This is a genomic window from Desulfuromusa kysingii (assembly GCF_900107645.1).
GTDB lineage: Bacteria > Desulfobacterota > Desulfuromonadia > Desulfuromonadales > Geopsychrobacteraceae > Desulfuromusa > Desulfuromusa kysingii.
Window position 1 is genome coordinate 240,386 of sequence record NZ_FNQN01000002.1, and the last position, 18,277, is coordinate 258,662.

Here is an 18,277-nt window from a genome sequence, read left to right on the forward strand (position 1 = left end):
TGATTGATGGTAGTGTGGATACGCAATCAAAGGTCGGTTATGGCGCTTATCTCGCTGTTTCTGAGACTGACGTTTCGTTATCTGAGCTCAAACAACGGGTCAAAATTAAACGTTTTGAGCAGACCTCATCGACCCGATTGGAACTGCAAACCTTATTGTGGGCACTCGGTGATATTTCACTATTGAACCACCACATAACCATCTACACCGATTCGCAGAACATCATTGGCTTACCCGCAAGACGTCATCGGCTAGAGCAAAACAAATACCATTCAAGTCAAGGTAAACTGCTTAAAAATTATCTTCTTTATCAACAATTTTATCAGTGGACAGATCAGTTTGATTGTCAATTGATTAAGGTCACCGGACACCAACCGACAACGCAAAAAGAGACTCTGGATCAGTTTTTCAGCCTGGTAGACAAAGCTTCGAGAAAAGCATTGCGAGAAGATCTTCGTCATCGGGAGGACGGATAAAGATTCGTCTTGACGGCAACGCAAACCCCTTGACAAAAGCGCCCCCGCTTCTCCTTATAGATAAGAGTTATGACAGACACAACACAAAAACACCCCCTGCCAATCTATTTGACCCCGGCCGGCGCTCGAAAGCTCAGGGCTGAACTGAAACAGATTCTCTATCAGTTACGCCCGGAAATGGTCAAAACTGCAACTTGGGCGGCAAGCAACGGCGACAGAAGTGAGAATGCCGACTACCACTATGCAAAAAGAAAGCTAAGGCAGTACGATGGACGCATCCGTTTCCTGACCAGACGTCTGGAAGATGCCACCATTGTTGACCCGGTAGAACAGCAAAAAATTGCCAAAGGAAGGGTCCTCTTCGGCTGTACCGTCAGCATCGAGAATGAAGAGGGGGAAGAAAAAACCTTCAGCATCGTTGGCCCCGATGAGCTCGATCCCTCACGCGGTTATATCAGCTGGGTCTCCCCTATTGGTCGCGCCCTGCTAGGCTCGTCAGAAGGCGATGTGGTTTCATTTGTCACCCCCGGGGGCCAAACTGAACTTGAAATTATCAAGGTCGAATACAAAAACCTTGAGTCACAGGATCCTACAGGAGAATGACAATATGGAGCTTGATCTGGAAAAACTGCGGCACCTGATCACAAAACGCGGCGATAAAATTGAAACTATTGTAGCTGGAACCGGCTATCTACCAAGAACAGTCATCGGCGTCGCGACTTTTCTACTCGATAATGATGGCGATATTGACTTATTGACTGCAAAACAACAGGTCACATTTGAAAAATTTTTGCGCCCCCTGCTTTAAAGCCCTCATGCCCGTAGAAAAAACTCCATCTGCCCCTTTCCATTGGCCGCAGCAACAGTTCAATCGAAACGTTGTTGCGGCCGATGGTTTGAAAAGAATGGGAACGATATTGACTCCTCAAGATCAATTTTCACCTTGATAATCTTTAATAAAGATATTATTATTCTTTTTATTTTACAGCAAAAAATACTCAATTTTATGTTTTAAGGAGCATTGACATGCGTCCACTTTCATTGCGCACCAAACTGATTTCAGGGGGGGTCTTATTTCCTGCAGTTCTCCTGCTGGGCCTGTTCATTTCATTTTATGTCCACGAGAAGAATACAGCATTGGATTCTGTCGTTGACAAGTCCAGAATTCTGGCAAGGACTGTCGAATCAACTCGGATGGAGATGGAAGACAAGTGGCAACAAGGGCTATTCAGTGTTGCCATGTTAAAGGATTGGGCTGACCAGGGAGAGCAGAATAAAGTCCTCGCTGCCGTTCCCGTGGTCTCTGCCTGGAACGCAGCGATGCGAAAGGCGGAAGAAGGGGGTTACATTTTCAAAGTCCCCAAATTCCAACCGCGTAATCAGGATAACACTCCGAACACCATGGAAGCCCGCGTTTTAAAACTGATGAAAGATCAAAACCTGAAGGAACACTACGAGATTAATGAAGGGACAAACTCAGTCCATTATTTTCGCGCTGTTTACTTGACAGAAACCTGCCTGAATTGCCATGGCGATCCCGCTGACTCGGAAAAGTTATGGGGAAACACCGCGGGAGTCGATCCAACCGGAACGCGCATGGAGAACTGGAAGGTCGGAGAACTGCATGGCGCATTTGAAATTATCCACTCTCTCGATAGAGCTGATGCCGCGCTAGTTTCAACCCTGTCATGGTCAGGTGGCCTGTTTATTCTCCTTTTGGCTGTTGCTGGAAGCTTAATCGCGTTGTTTACAACCAAAGCCGTTGTCAACCCGGTCAGAGAATCAATGAAAATGATTGAAGGTCTGGAAAAAGGGGAACTGGACTATCGGATCAAAACCGAACGCGTTGATGAATTAGGCCGTTTAGCCAACTCACTCAACAGCTTTGCGGACAACTTGCGTGATGAAGTCCTTGAAGCCTTTAATCGTCTGGCACATGGAGATTTCAGTTTTCAGGCCAAAGGTTTGATTGCGGTTCCCCTGGCAAATGCCTGCCAAGGACTCACCGGAGCAATGCACACTGTTCAGGACGCGAGCGACCAGATCTCTTCTGGGGCCATTCAAGTTTCGGAAACCAGTTCTTCTCTTGCCAATGGTGCGACTCAACAGGCAGCAGCGCTCGAAGAGATCTCTGCCTCCATGGTCGAAATGAATAAACAGACCACCAACAATGCAGACAATGCTGCAGCCGCCAATAAGTTGTCGGATGAAGCAAGGTTGGCCGCAGATAAAGGCAATCAGCAAATGCAAACCATGGTGAGTGCCATGGAAGAGATCAAAGGTTCTGCCCAGGATATCAGTAAAATCATTAAAGTCATTGATGAAATTGCTTTCCAGACCAACCTGCTCGCCTTAAATGCGGCCGTAGAAGCGGCTCGCGCAGGACAACATGGCAAAGGCTTTGCGGTGGTTGCCGAAGAAGTTCGCAACCTCGCAGTCCGAAGTGCCAAAGCCGCCCAGGAGACCACGGCTTTAATCCAAGGATCTGTGGATAAAACCAACAATGGCTCTGAAATTGCCCATGAAACGGCAAAGTCACTTGATGCCATCGTCACGGATGTGACCAAAGTTTCAGATCTCGTCGCTGAAATCGCAGCGGCCAGCCACGAACAGTCGTTGGGGATTTCTCAGGTCAATGAAGGTTTGTCACAACTTGATGAAGTCAATCAACAAACCACTTCAACCTCTGAAGAGAGTGCTGCCATTGCTGAACAGCTTTCCAGTCAAACCGCGGATATGCAAAAAATGTTGCAACGGTTTACCTTAAGCGACGCCGGATCGCGGAGAACATTCACTCCGCCGCCTAAAAAAACCGCACCGACACCACCGCGGCAGATGCAACACCGGCCGACGCCAGCACCGGCGGCGTCAGAGTGGGGTGGAACTCCAGCATCCGCAGTGATTAAACTGGACGATGATGATTTTGGAAAATATTAAGTTACGCTAAGTCCTCACTCACTCCAAAGCTCTATCGGATATCTGGTAGAGCTTTTTTTATTCATTTACAGCACAGGAGTATGACAACCGAGTTGATGCAAAGGACCAGGGGAAGAGGTTCCATGGAAGATCTACAGATTACTGAAGATATTATTATTACAAAGCAGGAGATCGATTTAACTGCAATTCGCTCTCAAGGGGCCGGTGGACAGAATGTGAATAAGGTCGCGACCGGTATCCATCTCCGCTTTGATGTTCAAAACTCTTCCCTCCCTGATGACATTAAACTGCGTCTGCAACAATCGGCTGACCAACGGATCAGCAAAGAAGGCATTATTGTTATCAAATCACAGCAAACCCGGAGTCAGGAAAAAAACCGGATTATTGCGCTGCAGATGTTACAATCCCTCATTCAGGCTGCCATGGTGACACAAAGGCCCAGAAAGAAAACCCGACCGAGCAGAAGCTCACAGAAGAAGCGGATTGAGAAAAAAAAGCTACATAGCCGGATGAAAGAGTTACGTCGAAAGATCACGGATTAACTCCCCCTCCTAACTTATTATTCCTCGATTTTCCACTTTTATAATGACTCTTTTTCCCCTTGCTGTATTTTCTTAAACAATATACATTAGCAAAAATTACTTCTTTGGTGGATGAAGAAACCCATGCCTCAACTTCACTATTTAATTGTCCAACAACAACTAAAACCAGCTGAGAATCTCCCGGAGGTCCTCAAAGAACTGGCGCAAAAATTTCAGCTCGACATCTATCTGAGTCGCCAGCTGTTAACGGGGCGGGGATTATCCCTGCTGACAAAAGGGAGCGCCGAAACTCTAGGGAAAATTTCAAAATTTCTTCAGAGTTCCGGTGTGACCCACTGGCTAGTGGAACCATCCAAGGCTGGATTTGTCCCCCTCAGAATCCGTAACCTGCAGATCAATCCCGATAAAATAACCTTTGGCTGCCAGAAAAAAGATGTTGTCTTTTCAAAAGGGGCAACCATCCTCGCTATTTTTGCAGAGATCACTGGTGAACTTGCAGATAGAAGTGTGAAACAGCTCCTCTCCAGTCATGCCTACCGGGGGCGTGACGACATCCGCAGACTGGAAGCAAAGAAAATCCATAAAATCATCCTTCAGGGTAAACCGGTCCTGGATCTTTATCTCCTTGATGAGAAAAGAGAGGTCAAAGACGCCGTTCGCATTTTCCCAGGCAAATTTGATCCACAAGGTCTAGGACAAAGAGCGACCCTCAGCAGTCGACAAAATCTAGAAAAAATTCTAGAACTTGCTGAAGAGTATGCTGGAGATTTTCACCTGCAAACCGATTTTGGGTTGGTCAACTTCCCCGGCACGATACTGCGTCGGGAAGACCTGGAGAATCCAGAGACACAACGACAGAACTTGTTAAGTCTGGCCCGTTACGGTTGGTTGATGGCAGACTTATTGAAAGCGGGCCCGATTTCCCCGCCACAGGAGGAGCAGCAGGAAGAGAGTCTGGGGCAAACCGCCACAGCAGCAATTTTAATGCAGAATCAGGCTCTTAACGCAGCAGAAGAGATGGCGGACCTGCTCCCCTTGAGCAAAAGAATCGGTGCAGAAATCGACCAAGCAACCACTACGGAGGCAGAATCTTCCTCCCCCGCGACCAGAGCTTCCGACCCTGGACTCCCCCCTCCCCCACCAGCAAAATCGGGAATAGGCTGGTCAAAGCCAAGTTTTTGGTTTGGTAGTGCCGGAGCCGTTCTCTTTATTGCCATTTTTTCACTGTCGCAAATATTTGAAAATGATCTCTTGAATCAGATTGCTTATTCCTCTTTTGCTTCGGGTGCCATCCCTTTATTGATCGCCACGCTCTTTCTCTGGTACGGATTCTATTTTCTCCGGATGAAGCGACAAATAGAGAATACACCAACCAGCAAAGTGCGTTCAGCCGCAATGGGTATGGTTGAAGTTAAAGGACAGGCTATTCGTCGTTATGCGTTAATTTCTCCCATGTCCAATACTCCCTGTGTCTTCTACCGCTTAACCAAGTACCGCCGAGACAAAAACAATCAATGGCGGATAAGCAGTGTTAGTAGTAGCGATAATGTCCCATTTCTACTAGAAGATGACACCGGTCGTGTCGAAATAAACCCTACGGGATGCCGAGTCAGTGCCGGAACGAAACAAGAGGGGTCGCCGGGACAAATTGGTTTACTTCGGGGCGATAATGATAGTGACGATAAGTGGGTGGAAGAGGTTATTGTTGACGGAACCCTCATCTATGTTTTGGGTTATGCCGCTGTCAAGAAGGCTGGTGGTCAAACAATGGCTGAGAAAAAAATTGCCGCTCTACGGGCATTAAAACAGAACCCTCAGGACCTCAAACAGTATGATGTTGATGGTGATGGGGCCATCAGTGCGGAGGAATGGGATGCGGCCCGCAGTACCGTAGGCGAACAGGTACTCCGGGAATCATTGCAGAAACAGCAGCAACGACGCAAACAAGAGGAGCATATTGTCATCGGCAAGAAGAAGGGACGCCCGTTGATCATTACTGAAACCCACTCAGAAGACAGTCTCACAAGTCGCTATTTGTATTACAGTATTCCTCTGTTTTTTGCTGCCGCGGCAGCCACAGCCGGGGCGATCTATCTCTTGTTGAAGTTTCTAAAATAATCACCACAAAAATAAAAAAGGAGAATCATTATGGGCAGTTTAATAGCATTAGGAATTTTTCTACTGATTGTGTTCGGACTGGTTATTTATACCGTCATCATCTATAACGGTTTTGTTGCGCTGAAAAATAATATTGAACAGAACTGGAGCAATATCGATGTCCTCCTGAAACAGCGCTATGATGAACTCCCCAAATTGATCAAGGTCTGTGAAGGCTACATGCAGCACGAACAAAAGACTTTGGAAGCAGTCGTAAAAGCTCGCTCCATGGTGAACACAGCCCAAGATGATGAGCAGAAGCTACAAGCACAGAACACCCTGACCGATACCTTGAAATCATTATTCATGGTGGTCGAACGTTACCCGGACCTCAAAGCCGACGCTGGCTTCAGGCAGCTCAGCAACCGCATCTCTGAAATTGAAGATCAGATCGCTGACCGGCGTGAACTTTATAATGCCTCCGTCACTATTTACAATACCCGGTTGGAACAATTTCCCGATGTCATCATTGCCAGAGCCTTCAATTTTGACAGCCGTGCCCTCTGGAAGATTGATCCAGCGCACCGTCAGGATGTTGAAGTTAACTTTCAACAGGGTTAATTGCCTGCGACATCCGGAACTGGCATTGGGCAGGGAAAAGACGGCGTAACCCTGCCCTTTGTCAACAGGCTCAAAAAAAGATTAAATTCGGAGTCAGAAACGGTCGATGAGTGAATAGTCTCTTGGTCCCAAGACCAATCAGGACCGAATATACAAGGATGGATTCAAGTTTTAGAAGGTCTCTTCATGGCGATCAATCATTACCGACTCCTCGGAGTTCCCCCTGATGCCGGACAGCGGCGGATAAAGTCCGCATATCGCAGTCTGGCTAAACGTTTTCATCCGGATCGCAATCATGGGGGCGAAGCAGCAACGGAATTGTTTCGCCAGATCAACCATGCTTATAAAGTTCTTTCAGATCCCAAGTTACGACAACAATACGATTTAGAACTGTCGCTACACGAGGGACAGCAACAAAGCTCCGGCAAGACAAAAACCACACCCCATTTTGACCCGCAACAAAAATTCAACCATTTCATAAATTCGCTCCTTGATGCTTTGTTTGGTAAAGTCAACGACTCACCTCAGACCCAAGGAAGCAGCGGCCAAACAGCCAGAACTGCGACCCATAAAAGGGCTAAGCCAACCTTCAATTTTCATTACAATCTTGCTTTGGAAAAAGAAAAATCTCCTTATGTCCGCGGCAAAGATGGGGTCTTCAGAAAAGTATCCCCAGAAAACCAGAACCGCTAGATTCTCCTTATGCTGGCCACAGCATCCCCGCAGCAGGGTTATTATTAAAATCCCCCTTCACCGATGAACTAATCACAAACTCCGGTTGATGTTTCTACTAAACTACGCGTATCATTCAACGATGTGAGTGTCCTGCTGGACTCTCTTCTTTACCCTTCCCTGGAATCACCTTAACAGGGCTAGATCATGGAGGACTTAATGGCAGAAATCCCTGACATGAAGATGTGTGAACTCAAAGCGCAAGGATTGATGGAGGAGATTGACCGACGCTCAATCAATCCCATTGTTGTCTGTGGAAAATGTGGAGCTAAAGCAGACAAACCAGAGGATCTACATAATCCTCGTCCATTGATGAAAAAAAAGCTCGATAACTTTTGGAGTTAAAACGGATGCAGAACATGCAGCAAATAATGGATTTTTTTGTTGAAAACGACCTTTTTGCGCGGCACTGTGGCGTTGAACTGATAGCATTGCAGTCGGGACATGCGAAGGCAAAAATGGAGGTTAAACCCTTCCATATGAACGGTGCAGGCACAGTTCAGGGAGGTGCAATATTCACCTTAGCCGACTTCACCTTTGCTGCCGCTGTCAACAGTCGGGGGCGATTATCCATGGCGATTAACACTTCATTGACTTTTCTTAAACCGACTCTTGGAGGAACCCTCTACGCCGAAGCGGAAGAGCTCTCCATAAGCCACAAGTTGGGTTATTATCAGATCAATATCACCGATCAAGAACAGCAACTTGTCGCTTCCTTTCAAGGAACCGCTTACCGTAAGCAGAAACCCGTACTGACTGATAAAATCGCATAAACACAAAATCCTGGCACCGCAGCGTGTCAGCGACAGGAGAATCACAGAATGATTAACGCAAATGATTTACGTAAGGGGATTGTTTTTCTACTCGACTCAGCTCCTTGCATTGTTATTGATGTCAGCTTCCAATCCCCAACCGCACGTGGGGGCACAACCTTGGTCAAAACAAAATATCGTAATCTCATCACGGGACAAGTCTTAAACAGTTCATTTAAAGCTGGAGACAAAATGGATGAAGCTGACTTTGCCCGCCGCAAAGGTCAGTTCCTCTACGCCATGGGTGATCAGGGTGTATTCATGGATCAGGAAAATTACGAGCAATACGAAATCAGCGGTGACCTTTATGATGAAATTAAAGGTTATCTGCTTGAAAATGGCGAGGTCAGTCTGGGGGTATTTAATGATCAAGTTGTCACCCTTGAGTTGCCGCAGGTGGTCGAATTGATCGTCACCGAGACGGCTCCCGCTATCCGCAACGCCACAGCAACAGCGCAAACCAAGGAGGCGATTCTTGAGACCGGCATCTCAGTTCAGGTGCCCGGCTACCTTGAGTCAGGTGAAAAAATTAAAATTGACACCCGTGACGGCCGCTTCGTCTCTCGCGCTTAATGATTTCGGTTCTAACCCTAAAAATATTATCCATAAAAACGGTACCACGAGATGATCAAGATTGAACGGATAAAAGCTAAGCTTCCCGATGTTCAACCCCAGTCGGTGAAGCAGCAATTTGAGCGACATGCCGCCGTCGCCATGTTGCTCCGGGACAAAGACCAAAGGACTGAAGTCATGCTCATCCGTCGCGCTGAAAATGACAAAGACCCTTGGTCGGGAGATCTCGGTTTTCCTGGTGGAAAAATAGAAGAAGATGATAGTAGTCCGCGCGCAGCCGCAGAACGGGAGACATACGAAGAGGTAGGCTACCGATTAACCGCCGAAAATTATCTGGGCCAAAACGATGATCTCATCGGAGCTTACCTGTCGGTACATATCTCTTGTTTTATCTATCAGATCGACCATGAAATCCCATTCAAGCCCAACAACGAGGTCGTTGATCTGTTCTGGGTGCCGTTACAGACGCTGCTAGATCCTCCCCGCAACCAGCAGCTGACTTTTTTTTACCGGGGCAGAAATCGTAAACACCCAGCAATCAAACTTGATGAGTGGAGTGAGCGACCACTCTGGGGAATTACCTACCGTCTGCTGGATAATTTTCTGCGTCATTTTGATCTTTCTTTCACTTATCCCGAACGCAGATAAACAAACTGATATAATTTAAGAGTTAAACATCGTTTGCACCCCACAGGGAAACGGCAACACCTCAGGAGAAGACAATGGAACGGACTACCCGCCTCGTCAATTTTGATGCTTTTCATCAAGGACAAGACATGGACCTGCCTCGAACAATCAACCCTCCCATTTTTCGCGGCTCCACGGTTCTATTTGACAACTTTGCTGAGTTAAGTCTGGCTAACTCCGGTAAATATCAGGGGATAACCTATGGCACCGACCGTATGCCCACGCAACGGGCTTTTGAAGAAGCGGTCAGAGAGCTTGAAGGGGGAGCATTAACCCGCGCGTTCCAATCGGGTATCAGCGCTATCATCAATACCTTCTTGGCCTTTACCAAAAGCGGTGATCATATCCTCGTGTGCGACAATGCCTATGCTCCAACAGTCCATTATTGCACCCAGATTCTGACAAAATTCAATATTGAAACAACATTCATCCCCCCCGCTGCGGGAGAGGAGATTCAATCCTACCTGAAAGACAATACAAAACTCATATTTCTTGAATCTCCCGGCTCCAATACCTTCGAGCTGCAAGATATCCCGGCAATAACCACTTTGGCAAAAAAACGTGGCATTATCACCGTACTTGATAACACCTGGGCAACACCGCTCTACCTTGACCCCTTTGCTCTCGGCATTAACATCTCAATTCAATCGGCCACCAAATACCTTACAGGCCATTCTGATATCTTAATGGGAACCGTCACGACAGATCACCCGCATGCCGCCACTCTACAAGAATATTACCGTATTACAGAAACTTACACAGCAGAAGAAGATTGCTATACGGCTTTACGGGGGCTGAGGACTCTGGCACTACGTTTACGTCAACATGAGCAGTCCGCTTTAGCCATTGCCCAGTGGCTGGAATCGTTACCGCAGATTGGAAACGTCATCCATCCGGCATTACCAAGTCATCCCCAACACCAGATCTGGCAAAGAGACTTCAGCGGATCGTCAGGTTTGTTTGCCTTCACCTTCAAAGAAGAATATCCAGCCGAAAAGTTAGCCGCCTTCATTGATTCGCTGCAATTATTCGGTATCGGTTACAGCTGGGGTGGCTTCAGAAGTCTGATCACAGCAGCTAAATACAATCGAACACAGACGTCAAGATACGCAGGGAAAATGGTTATCCGATTGAATATCGGCCTTGAAGATCCTGGTGATATCATCAAGGACCTGACCGCAGGCTTTGAGGCGATGACATGAAATATTTCAGTAAACAGGGGTTCATGAATCATTCATCCTGACTGGAGGAGAATCACCAGGGGGACATTATGAATATATCCAGATTGATTTTTAGACTGAATGTGGGCCTTCTCGTTTCACTGACAATGTCCTGTGCTGGGCTCCACTCAACAACTCAAAGTGTCGATACGTCACACCAATCAATCGCAGTAGCTGAAGACGGAACTCTCTTAGCCCGTCACGCGCCAATCTTTGTCATTGAAGAGAGTTCAAAGGAGTTCAACCGGATAGGAACCCCTGCCGTCCGCCCGGACAATAGCGGCAATCCTGATGTTTATGTTGACCCGAACCAGCCCACCATTTATGCAATGGAGCAACGGTTTAAAAATAAAGACAGAGATTTCACCAATCTCATCTACCGGGTCCATTTCGAACTCACTCCGCTATACCACCTCACCGCCGGTAAAAACCCTGGCCTCATCATTATTGTGACCCTGGACCAGAATAACAGACCACTGCTCCTCACAACAGTTCACACTTGTGGTTGCTATCTGGCGATTATCCCGACATCGTATCTACCTCAATGGGCGTATCCTCCCGACTGGCCTCAAGAGACTCAGGATATTTACGGAGAGTCGTTACCCTCGCGATTCGTGTTTACACCCACCTTGAATTCACAGCAAAAATTTGTTCTCCAGATAAGAAGTAAAACACATCGGGTTATGGACATCAACCTGTTGTCAGAAACTGACCCTATGGCAACGATCAATCCGGTTATCGCGACACTAAAGCCCATGTCGGCCCTGTCAGAACTGCCATTTGAGGGGTCACAGCTCTCCTTTTTTGAGACTCATGGGGTGAGAAAAGGGTACGTCCGCAACAGCTATAAACCACTGGAAAAACTTCTGCTGAGTTGGTGGAGCCTGGATTGGCGAGTTGGCGAAGACAAAGATTTGGGGCCCAAAGATCAAACCGGGACAACCTTCTACACGACCCTCAAGTTCTGGGAGAGAGAGGAATCTGATCTGTGGAATTTCTATAATTTTCTGCAATATTGGGGCTGGGATCTATAAATCCGGCCAGAGATCAGAAACACGAACGGGGACTGAACCCGCCCCTTGGTGCGATTAAAATTGTGTCAACAGACAATATAAATGTTATGCTAACAGCGATATGATAATCATTTATTGTTCATTACGACGGAGAGATTAAAAAGGAGGATCAAATGGCTGAATCGTTTCGCATCAAAGACTTTATGAATCCCAAGCCCGTGACCGTTCCACCAGAAATGAATATTGCAGATATTGCCAAACTCACCTTAAAAAACAAAATCTCAGGGGTTCTCGTGGTTGATAGTTCGATGAACCTTATGGGGATGATTTCAGAATTAGATTGTCTTCGAGTGATGTCAGACAGTATCTACCATGACGGCCGCAACACCTCATCATTACGAGCTCAAGATATCATGACCAAAGAGGTCACGACAGTCTCACCCAGTGCTCAACTCTTTGATGTTATGACCTCCATGTTAAATCAAGGACAACGCCGGAGACCGGTTGTTGAAAATGGCAAGGTTATCGGTCAGGTGACTTGTCGGCAGCTCCTGAAGATCATAACCTCCTACTCTTAACACCACCAGATCAAGTCCAAAAAAGGGGTGTTAAGTCGATTAACTTAACACCCCTTTGGGATAAAACATCAATTCACAACTAGCACAAATGAGAAGGGCTCCGGAGTGATACTGCCAAAACCACACGGAGATCCCCGCTGAGAGACTAAACCAAAACAATTGTCAAAGGGTCTACAGATCAGGCTTTGACGTCAAGACGTCCGCCTTTACCTGTCTGTTCAGCTATTTGCAGCCGCTGCTGTTCCCCCGTCTGCATTTGCTCGGTCTTCTCCAGGGTCTTGGTGAGGACATCAAAGCCCGCTTGGGTTTTATTCGTTGACATTGCTTGAGCTGCAATACTCATGGAACCTGAGACTTCCATTGCCATTTTCTGCTCCTTTCGCTGGTCTAAACAACGTCTAAAATAACAGTAAGGACACAAGCAGGTCAAGTTATTTTATTTAATTGCTTTAATTAAAATACAAACTAGACAACTATCTTCTTTATTTTGCGCTCTTTATTGCGACAAACTGACGACTGCTTTATACTATTTTAAATTTTTTTGACCCTCGTTGAAAACAAACCACACAAACTATGAATTGTGAGCTAAATAATGAGTGTTAACGATAACGTCAGTCCCGAATGGATAGAAACCCAATATCAGATCTTTAAAAACAACCCTAACGATCTATCACAAGAGTGGCAGTCCTTTTTTCAGGGGTTTGAACTGGGAATAGACAATCAAGAGTCACCGGTTCTAGATCACAAACCGGCCGCTGTACAGACAATGATCCACCGCTATCGCGACATCGGTCACCTTTATGCTTGTGTTGACCCATTGACGCCATGTTCTCTGGATCATCCCCAGCTGCGGATATCCGAATTTGGATTAGAAGAAAAAGATCTCGAGCGAACTTTTGCAACCAGCAATTTTATCCTTCCTGAAGCCCCCCTCAAAGAGATCATAGATGTGCTTGAACAGACCTACTGCCACTCACTGGGGCTGGAATTTATGCATCTGCCTCTGCTCGAAGAGCGGAAATGGTTACAATCTAAAGCCGAAGCATCGCGGCTACGCACCGATATAAGTCGTGACAAGAAGCTCTCCACCATGAAGATGCTGTTGCAGGCGACAAAGTTTGAATCTTTCTTGCATCGCAAGTTTGTTGGGCAAAAGCGATTTTCTCTTGAAGGGGCAGAATCAGCCATTCCACTGTTGGACCATCTGGTGGAGAAAGCCGCTGAACTTTCTTTGAAGCACGTCGTTATCGGGATGTCGCACCGTGGACGACTCAATGTTCTGGTTAATATCTTCAAAAAACCTCTGGGCAACCTGTTTGCCGAATTTGCCGACAATGCCGGATGTAAAGTTGTCGGTGAAGGGGATGTCAAATATCATAAAGGTTATTCAACCGATCGCTGTTTTACTGATGGTTGTGTCCACCTTTCCATGGCCTCAAATCCAAGCCATCTGGAAGCCGTCAATCCTGTTGTTGAAGGAAAGTGTCGGGCGCGCCAAGATCGCATCGAAGGCGATGGAGAGCAATTGGTAATGCCGCTTCTGATCCACGGGGATGCCGCATTTGCCGGACAGGGTGTTGTCGCTGAAACCCTCAACCTCTCTCAGCTTGCAGGATATAGAACCGGCGGCACTCTGCATGTAGTCATCAACAACCAGATTGGTTTTACAACCTTACCGGTTGATGCCCGCTCGACCTGTTACTCCACCGATATTGCAAAGATGTTGATGGCACCGATCTTCCATGTCCACGGTGATGACCCTGAGGCGCTGATTCAGGCCGCCACGATGGCTATTGAATTCCGGCAAAAGTTTCATAAAGATGTTGTGATTGAGGTGATCTGTTATCGCCGCTACGGACATAACGAGGGAGACGAACCCTTCTTCACACAACCACTGATGTACGAAAAAATTCGCAACCATCCATTGACGACTGAGATCTACAAGAACCAACTACTCTTGGAAGGCTTTTCAGAACAGGAATTGGACGCGATGGAAAGTGAAATCGATCAAACGCTGGAAGACGCACTCACCCATGAAGTTTGCCCTCTCCACGAGGAATTCATGAAGCAGTGGGCCCATGTATCCCGTGAGTTCAGCTTTGAACCGGTTGAAACGGCCATAGATCAAGAGACATTGCAACAGTTGAGTGCCTCGCTTACCACAGTGCCTGAAGGTTTCACCCCCCATCGAAAAATAACGTCGCTGCTGAAGAAAAGGCGTAAAGCCATCGTTGAAGGAGATAAGATTGATTGGGGCAATGGTGAAGCTCTGGCGATGGCAAGTCTAGTCCATGAAGGCACCTCCGTTCGCCTCTCGGGACAAGATTCCCGCCGTGGAACCTTCAATCATCGCCATGCAACCCTATATGACATTGCCACAGCCAAAGAATATACTCCGCTAACAGATATAGCCAAACAGGCGGGATGCCGTTTTGATGTCTTCAACAGTATGCTCTCGGAAATGGCCGTCCTTGGTTTTGATTATGGCTATGCCGTAGAAACACCCGATGACCTGACGATCTGGGAAGCACAGTTCGGTGATTTTGCCAACGGTGCTCAAGTCATTATCGATCAGTTCATTGCCAGCAGTCAGGCAAAATGGGATCGGCCCTGTGGCATCACCATGTTTTTACCTCATGGCTATGAAGGTCAAGGGCCAGAACATTCCAGCGCCCGGATGGAGCGGTATCTACAACTTTGTGCTAACAATAATATGCAGATTGTCAACGCCAGTACCCCAGCTCAATTATTTCATTTATTGCGACGCCAGGTTCGCACCCACCATCGCTGCCCGCTGATCCTTTTCACCCCTAAAGCGCTGTTGCGCCATCCTCTCTGCGTATCGACCACGGCAGACTTAACCAGCGGACATTTTCAAGAAATTTTGGCCGATGACCTCAGCCCCAAGCAATGTCGACGGGTGATTCTCTGTGCAGGGAAAATCTACTATGACCTGTTGCAACAACGCCAGCAGGGTCAACATTCCGACGTTGCTATCGTCCGGATTGAACAGATTTATCCTTTACATAGAGATCTGTTGAAAAAGATCCTCAAACCCTACAAAAAAACGGTTGAGTATTGTTGGGTTCAGGAAGAAATTGCCAATGCTGGAGCTTGGGATTATCTGCGTCAGCAGTTGCGTGATCTGATCGGACGCGAACCAAGATACATCGGTCGTAAGCGCTCAGCGAGTACCGCAGTTGGTTCCAACCGGCTCCATAGAATAGAGCAACAGCAAATTTTGGATAAAGCCTTTGCAACCCCAGATGAGGATTAATATGGACATCATAGTACCCCAGGTAGGTGAATCAATCGTTGAAGCAGAAATCGGAGAATGGTTCAAAAAAGATGGTGAGTATGTCAACAAAGATGACTTGCTCCTGGAACTGGAGACGGAAAAAGTCAACGTTGAACTCAATGCTGACGCTTCCGGAAAACTAACAATTCTGGTTGAGCAGGGAGAAATCATCAAAATAGGTGCTGTCGTCGGAAAAATCGATGAGACGGCCACAGCACCTGGGGATGCTGAACAAGCAGCTGGCCCAAAAGAAGAAGCTGTCGCTGCTGCTCCAGTCGTCGCCAAAGTGGCAGTGATGAATCCCGCAGTCCCCAAACTTGCAGCTGAACGTGGCATTGATCCAGCAACACTCAAAGGGAGTGGTCGCGACGGCAGGATTCTCGTTGACGACATCCCCGCAGCAAAAGCGCCGGAGCCAAAAACTACATCTGTTGCGCCCCAGACTGCACCCGCTGCTCAACCGGTAACGACAACTGACAAAACAGAGCGCACCACACGAGTCGCCATGTCACAATTTCGTAAAAAAATGGCTGAGCACCTCTTGCGCGCCACGCAAGAAACAGCCATGCTAACAACATTCAATGAAGTCGACATGAGTCGGGTCATGGAGTTACGGCGGCGTTATAAAGAGACCTTTTTAGCAAAGCATGATGTCGGTCTCGGTTTCATGTCTTTCTTTATCAAGGCCTGCGCTGAGGCACTGAAAGATGCACCAGAAGTCAACGCCAGCATCGATGGCAATGATATCGTTTACCACAACTATTACGACATTGGCGTTGCCGTTGGTAGCAAGCGTGGTCTGGTTGTCCCCGTCATCCGCGATGCTGATCAACTCGATTTCGCCGGTGTCGAAAAAACCATCCGTGACCTCGCAGTCCGCGCCGGCGAAGGGAAACTGACATTGGATGAGCTCCAAGGGGGAACATTCACGGTCAGTAATGGTGGTGTTTATGGTTCTGTCCTCTCCACACCGCTTTTAAATCCACCACAGTGTGGGATCCTTGGAATGCATGGTATTCAGGAGCGAGCCGTGGTCGTGGATGGCGAAGTTGTCATCCGTCCGATGATGAATATTGCCCTCAGCTATGATCACCGGATCATTGATGGTAAACAGGCTGTCGGCTTTCTCAAGCAGGTTAAGAACTACATTGATAATCCAGAAACGTTGCTACTCAAGATTTGAACTCTAAAGGAGAACAAATGTCTGAACAAATATATGATCTGATCGTCATTGGCGCCGGTCCTGGTGGCTACGTTGCCGCTATCCGCGCAGCGCAGCTGGGCTTTACTGTTGCTGTGGTCGAAAAGCGCTCTGCATTAGGCGGGGTCTGTCTGAACGAAGGCTGTATTCCCAGCAAAGCACTGCTTGAATCCAGTGAACATTTTGCCCGAATTGATCATGAACTGGCTGAACACGGGATTGCAGTCACTGGAGCTAAGTTGGACCTGCAACAAATGATGGTGCGCAAAGAGAAGATTGTCAAAAAGCTTACCGGGGGAATTGCTGGACTCTTTAAAAAGAATAAAATTGAAGCCTTTACCGGCGTAGCAGAGATTTTACCTCCCAGTGAATCAATGCAAAAAGTTAAGGTATCTGGCACGGATAAAAACTTTGAATTAACAGCTAAAAATCTTCTCCTGGCAACAGGGAGTGAGGCCATTGAACTTCCCCACCTCCCCTTCAACGGTGATACAACGATCAATGCTCGTGATGCCCTCAACTTGACCGCAGTGCCAAAACGGTTACTGGTTGTTGGTGGCGGTGTCATTGGTCTGGAATTAGGTTCGGTCTGGAGTCGCTTGGGTGCAGCAGTGACCGTCGTAGAAATGCTCCCACAGATTGTCCCGCAAGCCGATCCGCAAGTCGCCCAGACATTACAACGCAGTTTAAAAAAACAGGGGCTGAACATCCTCCTTAAAACTCGGCTGGATAAGATCGAGACCACCAAGGATGGCATCGTTGCCAGCCTGACAACCAGCAAGGGTGAAGAGCAGATCATCTGCGACAAGGTTCTGGTTGCCACCGGGCGACGTGCCCATACAGAGGGACTTGGACTTGAAGCTGTCGGGCTGACAACCAACAAACAAGGACAACTGGAAGTTGATGAAAACTACCAGACTGCAATTCCGGGAATCTACGCTATCGGTGATCTGGTTCCCGGTCCGATGCTGGCCCATAAAGCCAGTGAAGAGGGGGTTGTGTTTGCTGAACGGCTGGCTGGACAAAAATCGACCATCAATTACCAGATCATCCCGGCGGTAACCTATACCTGGCCCGAAGTTGCTTCTGTCGGTCAGAATGAAGCGGAGTTAAAAGCAGCAGATATCCCTTATAAAGCAGGAAAAGTCTTCTTTGCTGCTAGCGGTCGAGCCCTTTGTACTGGTATGAGTGAAGGCTTCGTCAAGGTTTTGGCAACCCCGGAGAGTGGTCGTATTCTCGGCATCCATATTGTCGGTCCGCAGGCGTCGGAACTGATTGCCGAAGCAGCAATCATCCTCTCGTTCGGGGGCAGTGTCCATGATCTGGCGGTGACCTGTCATGCACATCCAACCTTAGCAGAGACACTTAAAGAAGCTGCGTTGGCTGTAAATCAGGAGGCTATTCACGCTTGATATTAATTGCCGGCCTTGACAAACGGATAAAGACAACGAAAAGATAAGCATGGTCTTGGTGTGGATTTTTTATGACTC

19 protein-coding genes are annotated in these 18,277 nt (G+C 47.5%); 18 read left to right on the forward strand and 1 reads right to left on the reverse strand.

Annotated elements, in window-relative coordinates:
* Positions 1–2: 2 nt before the first annotated feature.
* The 15 genes from BLU87_RS04265 to BLU87_RS04335 all read left to right on the forward strand — a co-directional run bounded on the left by BLU87_RS04265 (position 3) and on the right by BLU87_RS04335 (position 12,288).
* Positions 3–476 (forward strand): ribonuclease HI, encoded by a 474-nt coding sequence (locus tag BLU87_RS04265; RefSeq protein WP_281242506.1) that lies wholly within the window; start codon positions 3–5, stop codon positions 474–476.
* Positions 477–545: 69 nt separating this feature from the next.
* Positions 546–1,079, forward strand: coding sequence for a transcription elongation factor GreB (gene greB / locus BLU87_RS04270; RefSeq protein ID WP_092345057.1), 534 nt, complete (start codon positions 546–548; stop codon positions 1,077–1,079).
* A 4-nt stretch (positions 1,080–1,083) separates the two neighbouring features.
* Entirely contained in the window at positions 1,084–1,284 is a 201-nt protein-coding gene (locus BLU87_RS04275) for a hypothetical protein (RefSeq protein ID WP_092345059.1), read from the forward strand.
* 218 nt (positions 1,285–1,502) lie between these two features.
* Entirely contained in the window at positions 1,503–3,413 is a 1,911-nt protein-coding gene (locus BLU87_RS04280) for a methyl-accepting chemotaxis protein (RefSeq protein WP_092345061.1), read from the forward strand.
* Between the two features lie 122 nt (positions 3,414–3,535).
* Positions 3,536–3,955: an alternative ribosome rescue aminoacyl-tRNA hydrolase ArfB gene (gene arfB / locus BLU87_RS04285; protein WP_092345063.1), complete on the forward strand. Its 420-nt coding sequence runs from the start codon at positions 3,536–3,538 to the stop codon at positions 3,953–3,955.
* Between the two features lie 123 nt (positions 3,956–4,078).
* On the forward strand, positions 4,079–6,073 hold the full coding sequence (locus BLU87_RS04290) for a hypothetical protein (protein WP_092345065.1): 1,995 nt from the start codon (positions 4,079–4,081) through the stop codon (positions 6,071–6,073).
* Positions 6,074–6,103: 30 nt separating this feature from the next.
* On the forward strand, positions 6,104–6,673 hold the full coding sequence (locus tag BLU87_RS04295; protein ID WP_092345067.1) for a LemA family protein: 570 nt from the start codon (positions 6,104–6,106) through the stop codon (positions 6,671–6,673).
* 186 nt (positions 6,674–6,859) lie between these two features.
* Entirely contained in the window at positions 6,860–7,366 is a 507-nt protein-coding gene (locus BLU87_RS04300) for a J domain-containing protein (protein ID WP_092345069.1), read from the forward strand.
* A 198-nt stretch (positions 7,367–7,564) separates the two neighbouring features.
* Positions 7,565–7,750 (forward strand): hypothetical protein, encoded by a 186-nt coding sequence (locus BLU87_RS04305; RefSeq protein WP_092345071.1) that lies wholly within the window; start codon positions 7,565–7,567, stop codon positions 7,748–7,750.
* A 14-nt stretch (positions 7,751–7,764) separates the two neighbouring features.
* Complete coding sequence (locus tag BLU87_RS04310) at positions 7,765–8,178, forward strand: PaaI family thioesterase (RefSeq protein ID WP_092345476.1); 414 nt, start codon at positions 7,765–7,767, stop codon at positions 8,176–8,178.
* A gap of 48 nt (positions 8,179–8,226) precedes the next feature.
* A complete protein-coding gene (locus BLU87_RS04315; protein WP_092345073.1) occupies positions 8,227–8,790 on the forward strand; it encodes an elongation factor P in 564 nt (187 codons plus the stop codon).
* Positions 8,791–8,841: 51 nt separating this feature from the next.
* Positions 8,842–9,438, forward strand: a complete 597-nt coding sequence (locus BLU87_RS04320) for an NUDIX hydrolase (RefSeq protein ID WP_092345075.1) — start codon at positions 8,842–8,844, stop codon at positions 9,436–9,438.
* Between the two features lie 74 nt (positions 9,439–9,512).
* Positions 9,513–10,679: a cystathionine beta-lyase gene (metC, locus tag BLU87_RS04325; RefSeq protein WP_092345077.1), complete on the forward strand. Its 1,167-nt coding sequence runs from the start codon at positions 9,513–9,515 to the stop codon at positions 10,677–10,679.
* A 68-nt stretch (positions 10,680–10,747) separates the two neighbouring features.
* Positions 10,748–11,731 (forward strand): hypothetical protein, encoded by a 984-nt coding sequence (locus BLU87_RS04330; RefSeq protein WP_092345079.1) that lies wholly within the window; start codon positions 10,748–10,750, stop codon positions 11,729–11,731.
* Positions 11,732–11,883: 152 nt separating this feature from the next.
* Positions 11,884–12,288 carry a CBS domain-containing protein gene (locus tag BLU87_RS04335; protein WP_092345081.1) on the forward strand — a complete coding sequence of 135 codons (405 nt, stop codon included), beginning with the start codon at positions 11,884–11,886 and terminating at the stop codon, positions 12,286–12,288.
* 178 nt (positions 12,289–12,466) lie between these two features.
* Here BLU87_RS04335 and BLU87_RS04340 read toward each other — a convergent pair whose 3' ends face one another.
* The gene (locus BLU87_RS04340) at positions 12,467–12,655 is read right to left on the reverse strand and encodes a hypothetical protein (RefSeq protein ID WP_092345083.1); all 189 of its coding nucleotides are present in this window, start codon (positions 12,653–12,655) and stop codon (positions 12,467–12,469) included.
* 225 nt (positions 12,656–12,880) lie between these two features.
* On the opposite strand from BLU87_RS04340, the gene BLU87_RS04345 reads away from it, so the two are divergent.
* Genes BLU87_RS04345 through lpdA form a run of 3 tightly spaced genes read left to right on the forward strand, consistent with a single transcriptional unit; the run spans position 12,881 to position 18,199 of the window.
* A complete protein-coding gene (locus BLU87_RS04345) occupies positions 12,881–15,565 on the forward strand; it encodes a 2-oxoglutarate dehydrogenase E1 component (protein ID WP_092345085.1) in 2,685 nt (894 codons plus the stop codon).
* A 1-nt stretch (position 15,566) separates the two neighbouring features.
* Positions 15,567–16,769 carry a 2-oxoglutarate dehydrogenase complex dihydrolipoyllysine-residue succinyltransferase gene (gene odhB / locus BLU87_RS04350; protein WP_092345087.1) on the forward strand — a complete coding sequence of 401 codons (1,203 nt, stop codon included), beginning with the start codon at positions 15,567–15,569 and terminating at the stop codon, positions 16,767–16,769.
* Between the two features lie 17 nt (positions 16,770–16,786).
* Positions 16,787–18,199, forward strand: a complete 1,413-nt coding sequence (gene lpdA / locus BLU87_RS04355) for a dihydrolipoyl dehydrogenase (protein ID WP_092345089.1) — start codon at positions 16,787–16,789, stop codon at positions 18,197–18,199.
* Positions 18,200–18,277: the final 78 nt, after the last annotated feature.

Bases quoted from the DNA above. Each gene is read 5' to 3' on its own strand.
- greB (WP_092345057.1), top strand. From the start codon at position 546: ATGACAGACACAACACAAAAACACCCCCTGCCAATCTATTTGACCCCG.
- BLU87_RS04275 (WP_092345059.1), top strand. From the start codon at position 1,084: ATGGAGCTTGATCTGGAAAAACTGCGGCACCTGATCACAAAACGCGGC.
- BLU87_RS04280 (WP_092345061.1), top strand. From the start codon at position 1,503: ATGCGTCCACTTTCATTGCGCACCAAACTGATTTCAGGGGGGGTCTTA.
- arfB (WP_092345063.1), top strand. From the start codon at position 3,536: ATGGAAGATCTACAGATTACTGAAGATATTATTATTACAAAGCAGGAG.
- BLU87_RS04290 (WP_092345065.1), top strand. From the start codon at position 4,079: ATGCCTCAACTTCACTATTTAATTGTCCAACAACAACTAAAACCAGCT.
- BLU87_RS04295 (WP_092345067.1), top strand. From the start codon at position 6,104: ATGGGCAGTTTAATAGCATTAGGAATTTTTCTACTGATTGTGTTCGGA.
- BLU87_RS04300 (WP_092345069.1), top strand. From the start codon at position 6,860: ATGGCGATCAATCATTACCGACTCCTCGGAGTTCCCCCTGATGCCGGA.
- BLU87_RS04305 (WP_092345071.1), top strand. From the start codon at position 7,565: ATGGCAGAAATCCCTGACATGAAGATGTGTGAACTCAAAGCGCAAGGA.
- BLU87_RS04310 (WP_092345476.1), top strand. From the start codon at position 7,765: ATGCAGCAAATAATGGATTTTTTTGTTGAAAACGACCTTTTTGCGCGG.
- BLU87_RS04315 (WP_092345073.1), top strand. From the start codon at position 8,227: ATGATTAACGCAAATGATTTACGTAAGGGGATTGTTTTTCTACTCGAC.
- BLU87_RS04320 (WP_092345075.1), top strand. From the start codon at position 8,842: ATGATCAAGATTGAACGGATAAAAGCTAAGCTTCCCGATGTTCAACCC.
- metC (WP_092345077.1), top strand. From the start codon at position 9,513: ATGGAACGGACTACCCGCCTCGTCAATTTTGATGCTTTTCATCAAGGA.
- BLU87_RS04330 (WP_092345079.1), top strand. From the start codon at position 10,748: ATGAATATATCCAGATTGATTTTTAGACTGAATGTGGGCCTTCTCGTT.
- BLU87_RS04335 (WP_092345081.1), top strand. From the start codon at position 11,884: ATGGCTGAATCGTTTCGCATCAAAGACTTTATGAATCCCAAGCCCGTG.
- BLU87_RS04340 (WP_092345083.1), bottom strand. From the start codon at position 12,655: ATGGCAATGGAAGTCTCAGGTTCCATGAGTATTGCAGCTCAAGCAATG.
- BLU87_RS04345 (WP_092345085.1), top strand. From the start codon at position 12,881: ATGAGTGTTAACGATAACGTCAGTCCCGAATGGATAGAAACCCAATAT.
- odhB (WP_092345087.1), top strand. From the start codon at position 15,567: ATGGACATCATAGTACCCCAGGTAGGTGAATCAATCGTTGAAGCAGAA.
- lpdA (WP_092345089.1), top strand. From the start codon at position 16,787: ATGTCTGAACAAATATATGATCTGATCGTCATTGGCGCCGGTCCTGGT.